This is a genomic window from Polaromonas sp. SP1, from assembly GCF_003711205.1.
Taxonomy (GTDB): Bacteria; Pseudomonadota; Gammaproteobacteria; order Burkholderiales; family Burkholderiaceae_C; genus Polaromonas.
Genome location: NZ_CP031013.1, coordinates 2,923,542 through 2,938,081 on the forward strand (window position 1 = coordinate 2,923,542; position 14,540 = coordinate 2,938,081).

A 14,540-nucleotide genomic window follows, 5' to 3' on the forward strand; every position below is an offset into this window, starting at 1 on the left:
AGGTACTCCAGCCATCTCAACGAAATAAATTCATGGCACTCACCACAATTGATGCAGTTTGTTCGCACTGCAAAACACGTTTCAATGCGCTTCCGAAAAAAACCTTTCTCGGCTTCCAGCAACTGTCGTGTCCGGAGTGCAGGAAGGAGCTTGTATACCCGCTGACACCGGGCTATCGAATGACCTACTGGGCATTGTTCGCGTTCATGATGTTTTTGATCTCCAGCGCCCTTGCGCGAGGTGAGTACGGGGTGACCGGAGTGCCCGGCATCGCTGTAATGATCGCGCTCATCCGCGACTGGAGCATCAGGGATCGGGTCGAGGCCAACGCATAGCTCTCCACGGCGAGGCCGGTGGTCAAACACTTCCACGCATACGGACCCACGACACCAGGAAGCGGCTTCGCCGCTACGCGTTGTGGCCTGTCATTCTCAACGTTAGCACCCACAAGTCACCACTCCATGAAAAAACTCATTCTCCTTGCACTCGTCGCGGCCGGCGCCTGGTGGTACTTCGCCGGAGGGCGCAAGTTATCCGACGAGCACGTCAGGGCCTTCTATCGCGGCGTTGAGGTGGCCACGCTCGAAAGAAAACCGCAAGACTTGTGCGCGTTGCTTGCCGACAATTTCGAGTCCACCGGAACCGTGACAATCGGCGGCCAAAGTCACACAGAGACGCAGAACAAGGCCGGAGCCTGTGCAGCTTATCAAGGCCTCTATGAAAGCTGGGAGAAACTCGGCGAAAAGATGGGCGGAACGCTCCAACTTGATTTCAGCTACACGGTTCACAGCGTAGCAATCTCGCCCGACAACAAGACTGCGACAGTTGATATCAGCAGTTCACTGGACGTGGCAGGCTCCATCATGAACATTCGCTCTCGCAGTACAGACACCCTGATTCGCAGAAACGGAAAGGTCTTGTTGCTTCGCAGCGAGAGCAAAGGGTTCATCCAGTGAGTCAGGGAGCCCACGCACTTGAAGCCACGCTCGAACAAATAGATGCAGGGCTCTTGGCGCTCACCGAATCGGAATCGGGCGGCACGGTAATTTGATGTCTGAGCGGGATTTGCCACCGTCAGCCTCCCGGTGTGAATGCTTCAAAAAAAACCTCAAGGAGATTTTCATGCATCCTGTGATCGCAAAGACCTTCGGCGGTCTTTCAACGGCTTACTACTTTCGTCAGCTCTTCTTCGGATTGCTGTTTCCGGTTCTATTTATTGCAATGTGCAATGCAGGGTCTCGCCCGCTTGCTGTTCCATTTCTGGCGTATCTCCTGCTTGCAGTCAATACCCTCTTGTATCCCTACTCTCGCTTCGTATATGAAAGTGCGGTTGGGTTCATCATGGGTGACAACGTCTTCTTTGTGAGCGCGTTTTCTCTGCTGGTCGTCAAGTTCATGACCATGGCCATTTGCTGGGTTGCCGCCATCTTCATTGCCCCAATTGGCCTCCTCTACCTCTACATCCATCACAGCCGGACCAACGCGTAGGCTGCCAGGTCCAGTACGGGCTGGCTCACACGAGTTTTTGATGCCTAAACACAATCGCAACCATCCGCCGGAGCCGCAAGGTTCTCGGCTACATCAGACTGGCAAGATGACAAAGAAAAAAAAAGAGCACTGCTTACTGGGATCTCGTCGAACCCGTTTGGGAGTCAATTTCCATCTACGAAGGCGTTCGGGTTTTTCTCAAGCAGTTCAAGGATGCGCCTATACCGTCTCGGCATCTCTTTGCTGTGCATTGGTGTCAATCCGAAATATGCAATGGCGGTTTCATGCAATTCTTCGCCAATTCGACGGGGGTGCTTGCTCCGGAGGTCGCTTTCCTTCAGTGCAAAGTCGTATCCGTTTATGGACTGTTTACACTCGTTCGGGTTAGCCATCCGGTCACTCATTGATCTTCAACCTGATAACGAACATGAATAAAAAAATCATCACAGCCCTGTTGCTTGTCCCCGCCATCCTTGCGGGCTGTGCCAGCTACAACTACACAGACGCTCCGCCGACGATGGGCAAGATGTATTCAAAATACGCCTATCTTGGTTACGAGGGCAAGCCAAGACCCATCGAGGATGTAGGCATCGTCACAACCGATGGGTTGATCAAAATCAGATCAGTGGACGGTTTGCCGGCCTCCAGCTACACAGAGCTCAAGACTTCTGGTTTCTATTCGGGCGGCCGTTATCAACTGCATTTGCTGCCCGGTGTGCACACGCTGACCATGGGGTTCTCGGATGACCGGGGCGGTGGCTCGCGCTCCTGGTCGACTTCCGACATTACTAAAACCATTTCATTGAGCAAAGGGCAGGTTATTCACTTGTCCCTATATGGCGATGGCAGATCATGGACAGCGAAAGAGTCTGACGGAGGCAGTGCGCTTGCAGTGATCACCAGCGACTTCAAAGAGCTGAGTGAAAAAACCAGGTGAAGGCTGAATTCAGCGCACCATCTCACCCGGCAAGGTTGAGCGCTGAAGCACCGGCAGCAGAGGTCGTCAAGCGCCTTAAGCGGCTGGCGCTGCCAATGGTTCCACCGGCACCAGAATCGCATTGCCAGTAGCCACCAGCAGCAACTCACCACCCTCCTGCTCGGCAAAAAGCTCCGCACTCGCAAACACCTGCTTGCGCCCGGCCTTCACCACGCGCCCACGCGCTACAAAACTCCGGCCCACGGCCGGCGCCAGGCAGTTCACCGAAAAGTTGGAGGCCAGCACCCGGCCCACGACGGTGGCGGCAGCGTAACCACAGGCGGTGTCCAGCATCGCGCCTATGAGGCCGGCGTGCAGGTAACCCGAGTACTGGCCCATGTCGTCCTTGCGCCAGTCCATGCGCAACTCGGCCTCGCCGGCTGCGGTATGCGTGACCTTGAAGCCGGCCCACCGGTTAAACGATGCGCTCTGGTTCACGGCCTGCAGGGTTTTCAGGAGTGTTGGGTCTGTCATGAATGGAAATATAGGACGGGTGGCGACGGCGCGCTGTACCGTGGGCGACAAGCCGGTTCGGGATGTGCAGGGGGTAGGTTAAAGGCAGTAGTTGAAAAACGGATAAGCACATCCGGACTTCTTCCTTCCGGTTTGGGGCGGGGCTTCCTATAGTTCGCTTCCCCTCCTCAGGAAGTTCAGGAAGCCCGTCTCATGAAGCTCTTTCCCCCAGCCCTGGCGCTTGCTGCGCTGATCGGGGCCGCAGCGCCTGCCGCCTCCATCGCCGCAGACGCCTATCCCTCCAAACCCCTGCAAATCGTGGTGTCGGCCGCGCCTGGCGGCAGCCCGGACATCCTGGCCCGCATCGTCGGCCAGGCCTTGAGCCAGCGCCTGGGCCAGCCTGTCAGTGTGGACAACAAACCTGGCGGCGCGGGCAATATCGCCGCCAACCATGTGGCCCGCTCGGCGCCGGACGGCTACACGATTTTTGTGGCGGCCGACGGCCTGTCGATCAACCAGACGCTCTTCAGCAACCTGCCGTTTGATGCACGCACCAGCTTCGCACCCATCGTGCATGCAATCTCTTCCCCCCAGGTGTTTGCCGTGCACGCCGACGTGCCGGCGCGCAGCGTGCAGGACTTCCTCAAGCTGGCCAAAGCCGAGCCTGGAAAATACGCACTGGCGTCTCCCGCCATCGGCACCACCGGCCAGCTGGGCGTGCTGCTGCTGCAGAACCAGGCCAACATCAAGATCAAGCCGGTGGTGTACCGCAGCGCGCAGCCCGCGCTGACCGACGTGTTGGGCAAACATGCCGACGGCATCATCGTCACCATCGCCCCGGCGCTGCCCTTTATCAAGGAAGGCAAGCTGCGCGCGCTGGGCGTGTCGACCGCTACACGCTCGGCGGCGTTGCCGGACGTGCCCACATTTGCCGAGCAAGGCTTGCCCAACTTCAAGTTCGATTCCTGGCAGGGTTTTGTTGCGCCCGCAGGCACGCCCAAGCCGGTGCTGGAGCGCCTGAACCGTGAAATCAACGCCGTGCTCAAAGACCCCGAAGTCAGGGCCAAGCTGTTGGCGCAAGCCTTCGACCCGGTGGGCGGCACGCCTGAGGCCTTTGGCAAGGTGATCGTGGACTCGATCGGCAGCTGGGAAAAAGTGATTCGCGCCAACGACATCCGTGTTGACTAAAGAAAGTTCTTCATGACCATCACTCCTTTCTCCAAGCCGCTGGATCAGCTCTGGTACACACGCTGCCCGGTGCCGACGGCCTCCGGCATTGCCATCCACCACGGCTGGATCAACCAGGAGTTCGCCAAAGACGGCATTGCCGTTTCTTCCTTGCGCGCCTCGGCGGATCGCAGTGTGCGCGAGTCGCATTTCGATCATCGCCAGGCCAACTCTTTCCGCCAGGGGGGCAATGCACCACCCATCTGGTCGCGCTCGCAAGGGCAAGATGTGGTGGTCGTCGGGCTGACCTGGCTGCCGCAATACCAGTCCATCCTTGCGTTACCCGGCTCGGGCATCCAGACTTTGGGCGACTTGAAAGGCAAGCGGCTGGCGCTGCCGCGCCGCGTCAATGAGAAGATCGATTTCTGGCGGGCTTCGGCCCTGCAGGGTTATCTGCAGGCGCTGGCGCTTGAGGGGCTCACTGAGGCTGATGTGACGCTGGTCGATTTGCCGGTGGATGAACCGTATATCGGCAACGTGTCGACCTCCGGCTCCGGGCCGCTGTTTGACGCGCATCAGTTTGCCAAGTCGGCGCGGGCCGAAACCTTTGCGCTGATCCGCGGTGACGTCGACGCGATTTACCACTACGGCGCGGCCGGACCGGCACTGCAGTCCTTCCTCGGCGCGCATGTGGTGCTGGACATCAACCACCATGCCGACCAGAAAGTCGCCATCAACAACGGCACGCCCAACGTGTTGACGGTCAGTGGTGAGTTGCTGCGCAAGCACCCCGCCATCGTGGCCCGTTACCTGGCGCAGGTGTTGCGGGCAGCGCGCTGGGCCAAAACGCACCGGGAAGAGACCGCCGCGATTGTGGCGCGCGAGGTGTCAGTGGCGGAGGAATGGGTGCCTGAAGCTTTCGATGAGTCGCTCTACGGCGACCTGGAACCCAGCCTGCGGCCTGAGCTTGTCGATGCCCTGGAGGTCCGCAAGGATTTCCTGTTGCAGCACGGTTTTATCCAGAACGATTTTTCTGTGGCCGACTGGATTGACGCCGCGCCACTGGCTGAGGCGCACAAGCTGCTGGGGCAGGAAGCCGCACCTGGCGCCGAAACGGCCAAAGCCGCCTGATTCTTAGCGTCAGCGGCCGACCACGGCGCTATAGGCATTGCGCGTTTCGGGCGAGACGGCTGCGAGCAGCTGCTCGTAAGACGTCTTGTGCCGCACCAGCACGCGCGCGGACGCCACGGTTTTTGATTTGCAAAACCAGTGGCAGCTGTGCTGCATCAAAAACAACTCGGCCGACATGGTGAAGGCCTTGGTTTTGAGGGAGTGGCCTGCCTTGTTCTCGACCGCGTTCAGGATCCCTTGCGCATGGATGGCCAGGGCTTTGCGCATGTCGAAGGTGAGGGCGGGGAGCAGCCGGTCGGCGTAGGGAAAAAAAATCGGCAACTTGCTGACGCGCGCATCGGCTTCATCCACCTTGGCAAACGCGGCAACAAAGCTGGTGAACTGGCCGCACAACTTGACTTCGGAGCTGGCCAGCTGGTTCCAGATCTGGTCGCGGCGCTCCGGATCGTTTTCGCCGAGCGCCCGCAGGTAGCCCTCGGTCAGGGTCTCCATCAGCTTTTCGATCTGGTACTGGCCGAGGCAGCTGCCCAGCAAGGCGATTCGCCTGCGCTCGTCTTTTTGTTTGAGAAGAAAAGTGCCGACAGCGACAAAAGTCACCAGAAGAAAGAAATCCATCGTTGCTTTATGTTGAAAAGGGGGAGGTCGGGGAGGCCGGCTGGGCAATCACCCAGTGTAGTCATCCTGCGTGGTGTGCCGTGTGATCAACCCCACGCGTACGCAGTGCATTGCGGCGTCACGGCGCGGCTTGTTTGCCTTTTCCATCGTTGCCGGGCGCTGTCGGCAGCTTGGCCGTGCGGGGCCTGCTGTTGGGCCCGCCGGCTGCGGCAAGGCGCAGCCCGGCCAGCGCCGGCTCCAGCACCTTCATGTCGGCGTTGCCTGAATAGACGGCATACGCCGGGTACAAAAATTCCGGCTTGCCCGGCACGCGGTACAGGCGCTTTTCCTTGATGTGCTGGCGCACCACGTTTTGCCGGAAGTAACCCGAGCCACCCACCGCCAGCAGGTACTCCAGTCCCAGCGGCCCCAGGCTGGAGGACACGCCGACGCTGGAGAGATCGGGAAATGCCAGGCTGTGCTGCGCCGAGAATTCGCGGCCCCAATCCACGTAGACGTAATCGGCGGGCTTTGGCATTTCAAGGCCGGGGGAGGTGGTGACCAGCACCAGTTTCTCTTCAATGAGCAACTCGATCCTGAGGCCGGGGCGTTGCCGGGGCGCATACGCAATCACGATGTCCAGCGTGCCGTGCGCCACGCGTTCGAGCAGGTCATCCGCAACGCCGACTTCGGTGCGCAGCGCCAGGTCGGGCGCGTGTTTGCGCATCCAGAACAGCCAGTCGAGCATCAGCGGCTGCCAGAGACTGATCTCGCAGCCCACCGTCACCAGCGCACGCCGCCCGGGCGGCACAGCCATCTGGTGCCGGGCCCTTTCCCAGACCTGCACCAGCGTCATTGCGTGCCGCACGAACTGCTCGCCGGCGGGGGTCAGCGAGGCGCCGGCCTTGTTGCGCACGAACAGGGTGCGCCCCAACAGTTCCTCCAGCGTCTTCACGCGGGCGCTCACGGCGGTCTGCGTGACGTGCAGGCGCTCCGCCGCCTGGACAAAGCTGTGACAGGACACGATCTCGAGAAAGGTACGGGCGAGGTTGATATCCATGGCTTGTCTCCCGGCGTGGCGGTTTTTGTCCGCTTTTTGTCTGAATGGCGCTCACTCTGGAGGGTACGCTCTATATGCAGTTTTATTGCATTGAAACGCAATATTAGTCGTTTTACTTTTATACTCGTTAACCCTATATTCTCGTCATGACCTCTGGTTTTGGCAGTTGTCGCCACTCAAGTCACCTCGAAAGGCCCTTCCATGACACGCACCGCATTTTTCACTGAGCCCGCTTCCGCCAACGCCTCTGTCGGCGGCCGTTCGTCGCCGGCGTCCGTTTCGTCTTCGTCTTTCCTGAGCAAGGTGCTGGGCGCCGCGCAATTCCTGCTGCCGGGCGCGCCTTCCGGCGTTGAGGCAAAGTCTGCCGCGGGCCAGCCTTACCCATGGCTGCCGGCGCACATCCGCCGCAACATGAGCGCGCGCAGCCAGCGCCTGATCCGCGCCGACTATTAATCCTCTTGGGGGCGCAGGCCGCTACTGCGGCCGGCGCCGGCGCTACATCCTCAAGCGCTGGGCGTAGCCCGTCATCTCCAGATACCCCATCCCCACCTGCTTGCCGTTGCTGTCGATCAGCTCGCTCAGGCCTTCCCAATAAATCGCACCGGTCGACTGGCGGCTGTCCAGCTCCTGGTTGTCGATGACGGCGCGCACGGTATAAAAATCAGCCGGCGTGCGCACGATCCATTCCACCGGGTAAGTGGCCTGCGTCAGCGGGCTCTTCCAGCGTCGCACCGGCTTGAAGATCACTTCGCCGCGGGTAAAGGTATAGAGCCCACCCTTGGGTGAGCGAAATGAGCCACCATCCCAGAGCGCATTGCCGTCCTTGTCACGCAGCCTGAAGGCGGTGAGGGCGCTGCCGTCCAGCAGGTTCATGCCGATCCAGTCCCAGCCCAGGGCGTCGGGGTGCAGGATTTCTTCGCTCCATTCGTGGTCCAGCCAGGCCTTGCCGGTGACGTCAAAGCTCTGGCCTTTGACCTGCAGGCTGCCGCGTGTGGCGAGTTGCGGCTGGCTGTAGTAGTAGCTGGCCTGTTTTTCATCAGGGCCTTTGCGTGACAGGCCCTTGTTGCCTTGCAAGAGCACCGCTTGCGTCTCCTCAAACTGCAGCTTGATCGCGAAGTCGGTGGCCGGCAGCTCTGCTGTGTAGGTCGTCCCATCGGCCTTGAGTGACCAGTCGCGCAGCTTCAGGTCCATGTCTTGCTCATCGGCAGAAGCCAGCCCAAAACCGTCGCGCGCGATGCGCTGGTCATGCCAGAGTTTTTTGCCTTGCACGTCGGTGATGGCGGCGTGGGCAAAAAGCAATTGTTTGGCGGCGAATTTCGACGCCATGCCTTGCGTGGCATCCACCCGTGAGCGGAAGAAGGTCAGCTGAAAGCCGAACACGCGGTCGCCGGCATCTTTGGCCCTTGCCTGCCCCGTGATGTACCACCACTCGGTGCGAAAGCTGGGGTGGGCGCCGCGGTCGCGCGGGAACACCAATGCCTTTGCGGGCAGCGCGTGGGCCGGGGCACCCCATCCAGCCAGCGTGGCCGCGCCACCCAGCAGCAACTGGCGTCGCAGCAAGCTCACAGGCAGCGGGGGAAATTGCATGAGGTTTCTTCAGCGGGCCGGCGCGGGCCGCATCAAGCGTTCTACCTGTTCGCAGGCCGCCGTGCAGTCGCCCATTTTGTCGGCCACCCACTCGGCGTTGTGGTACGTGGGCAGGTAACGCTCGCCCGAATCGCACAGCAGCGACAGGATGGAGCCCTGCTCACCGCGCTCCAGCATCTCATGCGCCAGCGTCAGCATGCCCACCAGGTTGGTGCCGGTCGAAGGCCCGACGCGGCGGCCCAGCAGGCGCGAGAGCGCCTGCATGGCAGCCACGGATGAGACATCGGCGACTTCTACCATGCGGTCTATCACGGTGCGGATAAAACTGGCCTCCACGCGCGGGCGGCCTATGCCCTCGATGCGCGAACCGACGCCGGTGATATTGGCATCACCCGTACGGTGATAAGCCCCAAACACCGAGCCCGCCGGGTCGGCCACACACAGCTGGCTGTTATGGCGCTGGTAGCGCACATAACGCCCTATGGTGGCGCTGGTGCCGCCCGTGCCCGCGCCCACCACGATCCAGCGCGGCACCGGGTGGCGCTCGTGGGCCATCTGGCTGAACATGCTTTCGGCGATGTTGTTGTTGCCGCGCCAGTCGGTGGCGCGCTCGGCATAGGTGAACTGGTCCATGTAGTGGCCGCTGGTTTCCAGCGCCAGCTTGCGCGCGTCGTCATACACCTGCGCCGCGCTGTCCACCCAGTGGCAGCGCCCGCCGTAAAACTCGATCTGCGCCACTTTCTCGGGCGAGGTGCTGCGCGGCATCACGGCAATAAAGGGCAGGCCCAGCAGCCGCGCAAAGTAGGCCTCACTCACCGCGGTGGAGCCGCTGGAGGCCTCGACGATGGTGGAGGCCTCGTGGATCAGCCCATTGCACAGCGCATACAAAAAGAGCGAACGCGCTAGCCGGTGCTTGAGGCTGCCGGTAGGGTGGGTGGACTCGTCCTTGAGGTAGAAGTCGATGCCGCGCGCCGCAAATTCCGGCAGAGGCAGGGGGATGAGATGGGTGTCGGCGCTGCGCTGGTAGTCGGCCTCAATGCGGGCGATGGCGGCGCTGAGCCAGGGGCTGCTGGAGTGGGGTGCGGTCATGGCCCCGATTCTCGCAGCAAGACCCGCATCCGCCAACGTGGGCGAAGCGGGCCTTCAATACCAGCCGGCGTTCCATGACGACGGCTCACTGAACAAGGCCGGAATCTCGCTGCGGCCTATGCCCAGGTCGCTGAGTTCGTGGCTGCTCATGGCCATGAGCTCGTCGCGCTGCAGGCGGGTGGGCACCTGCTCATAAGGCGCGGCTGCGCACGGCGCTTCCCTGAACCAGGCGTTGCTCAATTGCCGGCCCAGCCTGCGCACTGCCGCCGGCAAAGCCGCGAGGCGGCGCAGGAAGTCTGCGAACGGCCTGAAGCTTGGGCTGACGGTGGGAATGGCGGCGGAAGGCATGGGGTTCTCCTTGTGGGGTCGGAAGGTCTGAAATGAAGCCAGGCGCCCATGGTGCAATTTATTCTGGTATTGTGGAAGTTGAGTTTTCTGATTAAAACTATCAGGATTGCTGATAATCCCCGGTAAGGGAGCTTTTATGCGAGAACTGAACCTGGACCAATTAAGAACGCTGGTGGCCATCACCGACCTCGGCACCTTCTCCGCCGCGGCGCAGGGCCTGCACCTGGCGCAGCCCACCGTCAGCCTGCATGTGAGCGAGCTTGAAAGCCGGCTGGGCACACCGCTGGTGGTGCGCGGCGGCCGGCGCGTCGAGCCGACACCCGCAGGCGCCATGCTGGTCGAGCGCGCCCGCCGCCTGCTGCGCGACGCCGACGATGCGGTGGATGCGGTCAAGCGTCACGTCGAGGGCCGCACCGGCCGTGTGCGCTTGGGCACCACCACCGGTGTGCTGGTGTACTTTTTGCCGCAAGTACTCAAGGCGATGGAAGAGGCCCATCCCGACATCGATGTCGAGGTCAGCATTCTGGGCTCGGCCGACACGCTGCAGCGCTTGATTGAAGGCACGCTCGATGTCGGCCTGGTTGCCACGCCCCCACCCGCGCAACGCGGCATGGTGATCACGCACTGGCGCAGCGACCCGATGATGGCCTTTGTGCCCAAACGCTGGAAGGCGCCCAAACACGCCACACCGGCGTGGCTCGCCTCACGCCCATTGATCTTCAACGAAACGCCCACCCACATGTACCGCATGACCATGGCCTGGTTTGCCGATGCGGGTTTCACGCCGCGTGCGCGGATCGAGCTCAATTACTCCGAGGCGATCAAGAGCCTGGTGGCAGCGGGTTACGGTGCGGCGGTGTTGCCGAGGGAGCAATCAGTGGAGGAATCCAATGTGCGGCACGACGTGCAACTGGTGCCGCTCAAGCCCGCGTTGACACGTCACACCGCCATGGTGCACAGGCCGCTGGATGCATTGGATGGCGCTACGCGCAACTTGCTCAAGACCCTGGCGACGTTTCGTCAGGCTTGAGCTGCTGCGCGATTTGTGCGGTTCAAGACGCCGGTGCAGAGCGGCGTAATTTCCGTATCTGCATTGGGCCCAAGGCGGAAGTTCAGGTTGAACGACGAACCAAGGTCTCCAGGTTCTCATACGAGTAGCCTTCGCGGCGCGTGATCAGGGTATTCGCCCGACTCATCAGCTTCCGAGACGGGGTTCCTGCGGCATGTAACTCCAACAATGCGCTTGCGATGTCTGCAGCCCCTATTGCCCTGTAGGCTTCGGCAAATATGTGCATCGTGGAAAACCCGTATCGATGGACTAACGCGTCAATGCCGTCCTTGTCGCAGTAAACCTCCGCCTCGGAGATCGCAAAGACCTGCTGGCGCATGCCCGCGAGAGACGCCAGACCTTGTCGCTCGCCGACTTCAATTGCATTGCGAATTTCGGCATCTACATCCATGGCACTCCCCCGCATTTGAAAAGCTTTTTACAGGCATTTGAATTTTGTCGAATGTCCGCTTCTGGCCGAATGCAGCCATCCGCTTTATAGCATCAGGCTCAACCTTCATGCTCCGATATGCGGCGCGAGAGCTCAGAGCCGCGAGCCAGGAAAAAGCGGTGCAGCTCTGCGGCATAACCGCTGCCCACCGCTTGCCGGACTGACAGGCGCGCAGCGAGAGCGGCGCGCCAGGCGCGAACTTTCGGCAGACCGTCAAAGAACCCCGTTTCACCGACGCTCTCCAGCACATCGAAGTAACGAAACACTGGTCCGAACACGGCGTCGACCATGCTGAAAGCAGCGCCGGCGAAGTAGGGCCCTTGCTCGGGCGGCACAGCCTCGATCTGGGAAAACCGCTGCTGCAGGTTTTCACGCTGCCGGGCGAGCGCCGCCGCATCGGGCGCGTTGTAAAAGGCCGCAATGGTGTTGAGCACACCAGAGCCAAACTCCATCCACGCACGATGCTGCGCGCGCTTCAGCGCATCCGCAGGATGCAGGCGCGGCAGCAGCGTGTCGTCCAGGTATTCGCAGATTACGGCGGATTCAAAAATCGTGTCATCGTCCACCATCAGCACCGGCGTTTTGCCCAGTGGCGACACGGCCTTGAACCAGTCGGGTTTGTTTGCCAGGTCGACATAGCGGCGTTCAAACGCGACTTCTTTTTCGGCCAGCACGATGGCGGCGCGTTGTACGTAGGGGCACAGGGTGTGGCTGATGAGGGTCATTTGCATGATGCTTCCCTTTCAAGCTGGAACGAAGAGACGGCTGCGGCGCAGCGCCAGTTTGCCGTCACCCAGCAGCCAGTGCGCCATCGTTGCCGCCAGCAGGAACACCGGATATTCCCAGCCGCCCTTGGGGTTGGTAAACACCCAACCATTGGGTAGGTGCACCCAGGCCGCCACCAAAAGAATTGGCGCCAGCAGCAGCGACACCTGGCGGCCGTAAAAGCCGAGCAGCAACGCAGCCCCGCCGGCCAGTTCCATCGCCACCACGGGGTAGACCATAAAACCGGGCAGGCCCACGGAGCCGAAAAACTGCGCCGTGCCGGGCAGCGTGTAGACCACGATCTTGAGCAGTGCGTGGGTAACCCACATGAGGCCCAGGCTGATGCGCAGCAGGGTCGCGCCCCAGTCTTGAGGGGTGGTGGATGCAGAAGAATGCGTTGTCGTGTTCATGAAAACCTCGCAATAAAGTGAAAGAGGCCGCCACTTTACGATTGCAAAAAAGCAATGTAAATTGGCGTACATGAAAACATTCACTGCAAAATCGCAATACGCCTTGACGGCCTACGACCTGCAAACCTTGCTGGCATTGGTGCGTGGCGCCACGCTGGCCGAAGCGGCGCGGCGGCTGGAGGCGGATGCTTCCACGGTGTTCCGCTCGGTGCAGCGCATTGAGAAAAGCCTGGGCCAGCGCCTCTTTGAACGCTCCCGCCAGGGTTATTTGCCGACCGAGCCCATGCTGGCCCTGGTGCAGCATGCCGAGCGCATCGAAGCCGAGCTGGAGGCTGCGCGCGCCAGCGCCCAGCGGCCGCATGAAGGCGTGTCGGGACGGGTGCGGCTCACCACGACCGACGCCGTGCTGCGCGGGCTGGTGCTGCCTTCGCTCAAGCCCTTGCTCGCGCAGCATCCTTTGCTGCAGCTCGATATGCGAACGGGCAACGAACTCCTCAGCCTCAGCCGACGCGACGCCGACCTGGCCTTGCGCGCCACGCGCAAGCCGCCCGATCACCTGGTGGGGCGAAAGCTGGGCACGGTGCGTTTTGTGGTGTGTGGCTCCAAGGCGCAAGCCAAGGCCGCGTCATCCAAAAAGACCAGCGCCTTGATGGACACCCTGGCCAGCGCCGACTGGATAGCACCCGACGAATCGCTGCCCGAACACCCGTCGGTGCTGTGGCGGCGCAAGCAGTTTCCCAAGCTCACGCCGCGCCATCATGCGGACGGCATTGTGGCGGTGATGGATGCGATCAAGGCGGGCTTGGGGGTGGGCATCGTGCCCGTCTTCATGCTGGAGAGTGAGCCTGCGTTGGTGCCATTGGGCGGCACGCTGAGTGACTGCGAATCAGACCTGTGGCTGCTGGCGCACCCCGAGTCGCGCCACCTGCGAAGAATCTCGGCGGTGTACGACCACTTTGCGGCCAGTATTCGATTGGCCTGAGCGCTGGCTTGACGATAAATTCAAAACGACTGGCCCGCACCGGAGGTGCGAAACACAACTTCCCCGCTGGGAATGTGCACAACGCGCACTTCCTGGCGCGTGGGGTCGGCCACGCTTTTGACGGCGACGGCTACCGCCAGCGAGTAGTCGGCATAAAGATGCTGGGAATTGGCATGCAAGAGGCTGCCTTGCACAGGGTCAACGTTTTCAATGCGGTAGTCATGTGGCGGTGCTTTTGAAGATGCCATGGTGAAGACCTCTTTGAAGTGATGCCTCCATGGTATGAGCGCCGCGCGCTTGCGTGATGACAATTGCGGGTCAAAAGCGTGACGGTGAGTAAGCAAACGAAAGCGCCTTGCCGGCGCCTCACCGCCATTGGGAAAAACTAAATACTTCTAAAGTTCGCCAGAGCCCAAGTAGCGCTTCCCCAACTGGCGAAGATGGTTTGCGAAGTCAGTGCAACTCGCGCTTGGGGTCGTCCTCCGACCACTCGAGGTTCTTCATCTCGACGGCCACCGACTTCAGCATCTCCAGCGCGGCTTCGGGTGTCTGCACAATGCCCAGCCAGCCGAAAAGATGGTGGCGCAGGAACAGCAAAATCTTTCCGGTCAATGGGTCGCAGGCGACCCAGTGCCGCGGGCTGTAGCAGGGCTCCAGCGCGCACAGCGGCGGGCAGTCCAGCGGGTAGGGCGGGTCCATGGAGGCGCGCAGCCCGGCCAGGTCGGTCACCAGCGCTTCCAGTTCTTCGGCTTGCAGCGTGAGCGGTTGCGTGGGCTGAAGCGTCACGCTGCCATCGTCGTTGCGCAAGGCCAGCAGGCCATGGGCCAGCCGCACGGGCGCCTGCGGCGCACGCGCTTCAATCGAGGCCGCGCCTGCCTGTGCGCCGGTGCTGTGTGCACGCGGCATGACGGTATTGGGAACGTTGGGAAAAGTGCTGGTGCTCATAGGGGGCTCCACGTGCAGGGTGACGTGGATCCAGTGTGCTGCGCAG

21 protein-coding genes are annotated in these 14,540 nt (G+C 61.4%); 10 read left to right on the top strand and 11 right to left on the bottom strand.

All coding sequences use genetic code 11. The features are described from left to right. Positions 1–32 precede the first annotated feature (32 nt). The 5 genes from DT070_RS21375 (at position 33) to DT070_RS13925 (ending at position 2,425) form a co-directional block, all read left to right on the top strand. A complete protein-coding gene (locus tag DT070_RS21375) occupies positions 33–335 on the top strand; it encodes a hypothetical protein (protein ID WP_153976365.1) in 303 nt (100 codons plus the stop codon). A 126-nt stretch (positions 336–461) separates the two neighbouring features. Further along, on the top strand, positions 462–956 hold the full coding sequence (locus tag DT070_RS13910; RefSeq protein ID WP_122955934.1) for a hypothetical protein: 495 nt from the start codon (positions 462–464) through the stop codon (positions 954–956). Between the two features lie 166 nt (positions 957–1,122). Beyond that, positions 1,123–1,488: a hypothetical protein gene (locus DT070_RS13915; RefSeq protein ID WP_122955935.1), complete on the top strand. Its 366-nt coding sequence runs from the start codon at positions 1,123–1,125 to the stop codon at positions 1,486–1,488. A 221-nt stretch (positions 1,489–1,709) separates the two neighbouring features. Then, positions 1,710–1,895, top strand: a complete 186-nt coding sequence (locus DT070_RS21780) for a DUF4375 domain-containing protein (protein ID WP_369973953.1) — start codon at positions 1,710–1,712, stop codon at positions 1,893–1,895. A gap of 20 nt (positions 1,896–1,915) precedes the next feature. Then, entirely contained in the window at positions 1,916–2,425 is a 510-nt protein-coding gene (locus tag DT070_RS13925) for a hypothetical protein (RefSeq protein WP_153976364.1), read from the top strand. 75 nt (positions 2,426–2,500) lie between these two features. Here the strand turns inward: DT070_RS13925 and DT070_RS13930 are convergent, their stop codons facing one another. Next, positions 2,501–2,938, bottom strand: coding sequence for a PaaI family thioesterase (locus DT070_RS13930; RefSeq protein WP_122955938.1), 438 nt, complete (start codon positions 2,936–2,938; stop codon positions 2,501–2,503). Positions 2,939–3,130: 192 nt separating this feature from the next. Between DT070_RS13930 and DT070_RS13935 the strand changes: the two genes are divergently transcribed. Both DT070_RS13935 and DT070_RS13940 read left to right on the top strand, forming a co-directional pair. After that, on the top strand, positions 3,131–4,105 hold the full coding sequence (locus DT070_RS13935; RefSeq protein WP_122955939.1) for a tripartite tricarboxylate transporter substrate binding protein: 975 nt from the start codon (positions 3,131–3,133) through the stop codon (positions 4,103–4,105). 12 nt (positions 4,106–4,117) lie between these two features. Continuing rightward, positions 4,118–5,215: an ABC transporter substrate-binding protein gene (locus DT070_RS13940; RefSeq protein ID WP_122955940.1), complete on the top strand. Its 1,098-nt coding sequence runs from the start codon at positions 4,118–4,120 to the stop codon at positions 5,213–5,215. A 9-nt stretch (positions 5,216–5,224) separates the two neighbouring features. On the opposite strand, the gene DT070_RS13945 is transcribed toward DT070_RS13940, so the two are convergent. Continuing rightward, positions 5,225–5,830 carry a hypothetical protein gene (locus DT070_RS13945; RefSeq protein ID WP_122955941.1) on the bottom strand — a complete coding sequence of 202 codons (606 nt, stop codon included), beginning with the start codon at positions 5,828–5,830 and terminating at the stop codon, positions 5,225–5,227. A 118-nt stretch (positions 5,831–5,948) separates the two neighbouring features. After that, positions 5,949–6,869 carry a LysR family transcriptional regulator gene (locus DT070_RS13950; protein ID WP_122955942.1) on the bottom strand — a complete coding sequence of 307 codons (921 nt, stop codon included), beginning with the start codon at positions 6,867–6,869 and terminating at the stop codon, positions 5,949–5,951. A gap of 201 nt (positions 6,870–7,070) precedes the next feature. Between DT070_RS13950 and DT070_RS13955 the strand changes: the two genes are divergently transcribed. Then, positions 7,071–7,322: a hypothetical protein gene (locus DT070_RS13955; RefSeq protein WP_122955943.1), complete on the top strand. Its 252-nt coding sequence runs from the start codon at positions 7,071–7,073 to the stop codon at positions 7,320–7,322. Between the two features lie 42 nt (positions 7,323–7,364). Here DT070_RS13955 and DT070_RS13960 read toward each other — a convergent pair whose 3' ends face one another. From DT070_RS13960 to DT070_RS21380, 3 genes are read right to left on the bottom strand one after another with little or no spacing between them, the layout of a single operon-like run. Next, positions 7,365–8,456 carry a lipocalin-like domain-containing protein gene (locus tag DT070_RS13960; protein ID WP_122955944.1) on the bottom strand — a complete coding sequence of 364 codons (1,092 nt, stop codon included), beginning with the start codon at positions 8,454–8,456 and terminating at the stop codon, positions 7,365–7,367. 9 nt (positions 8,457–8,465) lie between these two features. Then, complete coding sequence (locus DT070_RS13965) at positions 8,466–9,545, bottom strand: PLP-dependent cysteine synthase family protein (protein WP_122955945.1); 1,080 nt, start codon at positions 9,543–9,545, stop codon at positions 8,466–8,468. 54 nt (positions 9,546–9,599) lie between these two features. Further along, positions 9,600–9,893, bottom strand: coding sequence for a DUF1127 domain-containing protein (locus tag DT070_RS21380; RefSeq protein WP_164483762.1), 294 nt, complete (start codon positions 9,891–9,893; stop codon positions 9,600–9,602). A 136-nt stretch (positions 9,894–10,029) separates the two neighbouring features. On the opposite strand from DT070_RS21380, the gene DT070_RS13975 reads away from it, so the two are divergent. After that, a complete protein-coding gene (locus DT070_RS13975; RefSeq protein ID WP_122955947.1) occupies positions 10,030–10,923 on the top strand; it encodes a LysR family transcriptional regulator in 894 nt (297 codons plus the stop codon). Between the two features lie 82 nt (positions 10,924–11,005). On the opposite strand, the gene DT070_RS13980 is transcribed toward DT070_RS13975, so the two are convergent. From DT070_RS13980 to DT070_RS13990, 3 genes are all read right to left on the bottom strand, one after another. Continuing rightward, positions 11,006–11,353, bottom strand: coding sequence for a hypothetical protein (locus DT070_RS13980; protein ID WP_153976363.1), 348 nt, complete (start codon positions 11,351–11,353; stop codon positions 11,006–11,008). A gap of 98 nt (positions 11,354–11,451) precedes the next feature. After that, the gene (locus DT070_RS13985; protein WP_122955949.1) at positions 11,452–12,123 is read right to left on the bottom strand and encodes a glutathione S-transferase family protein; all 672 of its coding nucleotides are present in this window, start codon (positions 12,121–12,123) and stop codon (positions 11,452–11,454) included. A gap of 12 nt (positions 12,124–12,135) precedes the next feature. Further along, positions 12,136–12,567, bottom strand: coding sequence for a DoxX family protein (locus DT070_RS13990; protein ID WP_122955950.1), 432 nt, complete (start codon positions 12,565–12,567; stop codon positions 12,136–12,138). A 70-nt stretch (positions 12,568–12,637) separates the two neighbouring features. On the opposite strand from DT070_RS13990, the gene DT070_RS13995 reads away from it, so the two are divergent. Further along, complete coding sequence (locus DT070_RS13995; RefSeq protein ID WP_122955951.1) at positions 12,638–13,549, top strand: LysR family transcriptional regulator; 912 nt, start codon at positions 12,638–12,640, stop codon at positions 13,547–13,549. A 20-nt stretch (positions 13,550–13,569) separates the two neighbouring features. Here the strand turns inward: DT070_RS13995 and DT070_RS14000 are convergent, their stop codons facing one another. Both DT070_RS14000 and DT070_RS14005 read right to left on the bottom strand, forming a co-directional pair. Beyond that, positions 13,570–13,797 (bottom strand): hypothetical protein, encoded by a 228-nt coding sequence (locus DT070_RS14000; RefSeq protein WP_122955952.1) that lies wholly within the window; start codon positions 13,795–13,797, stop codon positions 13,570–13,572. A gap of 205 nt (positions 13,798–14,002) precedes the next feature. After that, positions 14,003–14,494, bottom strand: coding sequence for a hypothetical protein (locus DT070_RS14005; RefSeq protein ID WP_122955953.1), 492 nt, complete (start codon positions 14,492–14,494; stop codon positions 14,003–14,005). Positions 14,495–14,540: the final 46 nt, after the last annotated feature.

Excerpts from the sequence above, each read along its gene's own strand:
- DT070_RS13980 (WP_153976363.1), bottom strand. The coding sequence starts at position 11,353 with ATGGATGTAGATGCCGAAATTCGCAATGCAATTGAAGTCGGCGAGCGA.
- DT070_RS13935 (WP_122955939.1), top strand. The coding sequence starts at position 3,131 with ATGAAGCTCTTTCCCCCAGCCCTGGCGCTTGCTGCGCTGATCGGGGCC.
- DT070_RS13925 (WP_153976364.1), top strand. The coding sequence starts at position 1,916 with ATGAATAAAAAAATCATCACAGCCCTGTTGCTTGTCCCCGCCATCCTT.
- DT070_RS21375 (WP_153976365.1), top strand. The coding sequence starts at position 33 with ATGGCACTCACCACAATTGATGCAGTTTGTTCGCACTGCAAAACACGT.
- DT070_RS13915 (WP_122955935.1), top strand. The coding sequence starts at position 1,123 with ATGCATCCTGTGATCGCAAAGACCTTCGGCGGTCTTTCAACGGCTTAC.
- DT070_RS14005 (WP_122955953.1), bottom strand. The coding sequence starts at position 14,494 with ATGAGCACCAGCACTTTTCCCAACGTTCCCAATACCGTCATGCCGCGT.
- DT070_RS13910 (WP_122955934.1), top strand. The coding sequence starts at position 462 with ATGAAAAAACTCATTCTCCTTGCACTCGTCGCGGCCGGCGCCTGGTGG.
- DT070_RS13995 (WP_122955951.1), top strand. The coding sequence starts at position 12,638 with ATGAAAACATTCACTGCAAAATCGCAATACGCCTTGACGGCCTACGAC.
- DT070_RS13965 (WP_122955945.1), bottom strand. The coding sequence starts at position 9,545 with ATGACCGCACCCCACTCCAGCAGCCCCTGGCTCAGCGCCGCCATCGCC.
- DT070_RS13975 (WP_122955947.1), top strand. The coding sequence starts at position 10,030 with ATGCGAGAACTGAACCTGGACCAATTAAGAACGCTGGTGGCCATCACC.
- DT070_RS13930 (WP_122955938.1), bottom strand. The coding sequence starts at position 2,938 with ATGACAGACCCAACACTCCTGAAAACCCTGCAGGCCGTGAACCAGAGC.
- DT070_RS13950 (WP_122955942.1), bottom strand. The coding sequence starts at position 6,869 with ATGGATATCAACCTCGCCCGTACCTTTCTCGAGATCGTGTCCTGTCAC.
- DT070_RS13960 (WP_122955944.1), bottom strand. The coding sequence starts at position 8,456 with ATGCAATTTCCCCCGCTGCCTGTGAGCTTGCTGCGACGCCAGTTGCTG.
- DT070_RS13990 (WP_122955950.1), bottom strand. The coding sequence starts at position 12,567 with ATGAACACGACAACGCATTCTTCTGCATCCACCACCCCTCAAGACTGG.
- DT070_RS13940 (WP_122955940.1), top strand. The coding sequence starts at position 4,118 with ATGACCATCACTCCTTTCTCCAAGCCGCTGGATCAGCTCTGGTACACA.
- DT070_RS13985 (WP_122955949.1), bottom strand. The coding sequence starts at position 12,123 with ATGCAAATGACCCTCATCAGCCACACCCTGTGCCCCTACGTACAACGC.
- DT070_RS14000 (WP_122955952.1), bottom strand. The coding sequence starts at position 13,797 with ATGGCATCTTCAAAAGCACCGCCACATGACTACCGCATTGAAAACGTT.
- DT070_RS13945 (WP_122955941.1), bottom strand. The coding sequence starts at position 5,830 with ATGGATTTCTTTCTTCTGGTGACTTTTGTCGCTGTCGGCACTTTTCTT.
- DT070_RS21380 (WP_164483762.1), bottom strand. The coding sequence starts at position 9,893 with ATGCCTTCCGCCGCCATTCCCACCGTCAGCCCAAGCTTCAGGCCGTTC.
- DT070_RS13955 (WP_122955943.1), top strand. The coding sequence starts at position 7,071 with ATGACACGCACCGCATTTTTCACTGAGCCCGCTTCCGCCAACGCCTCT.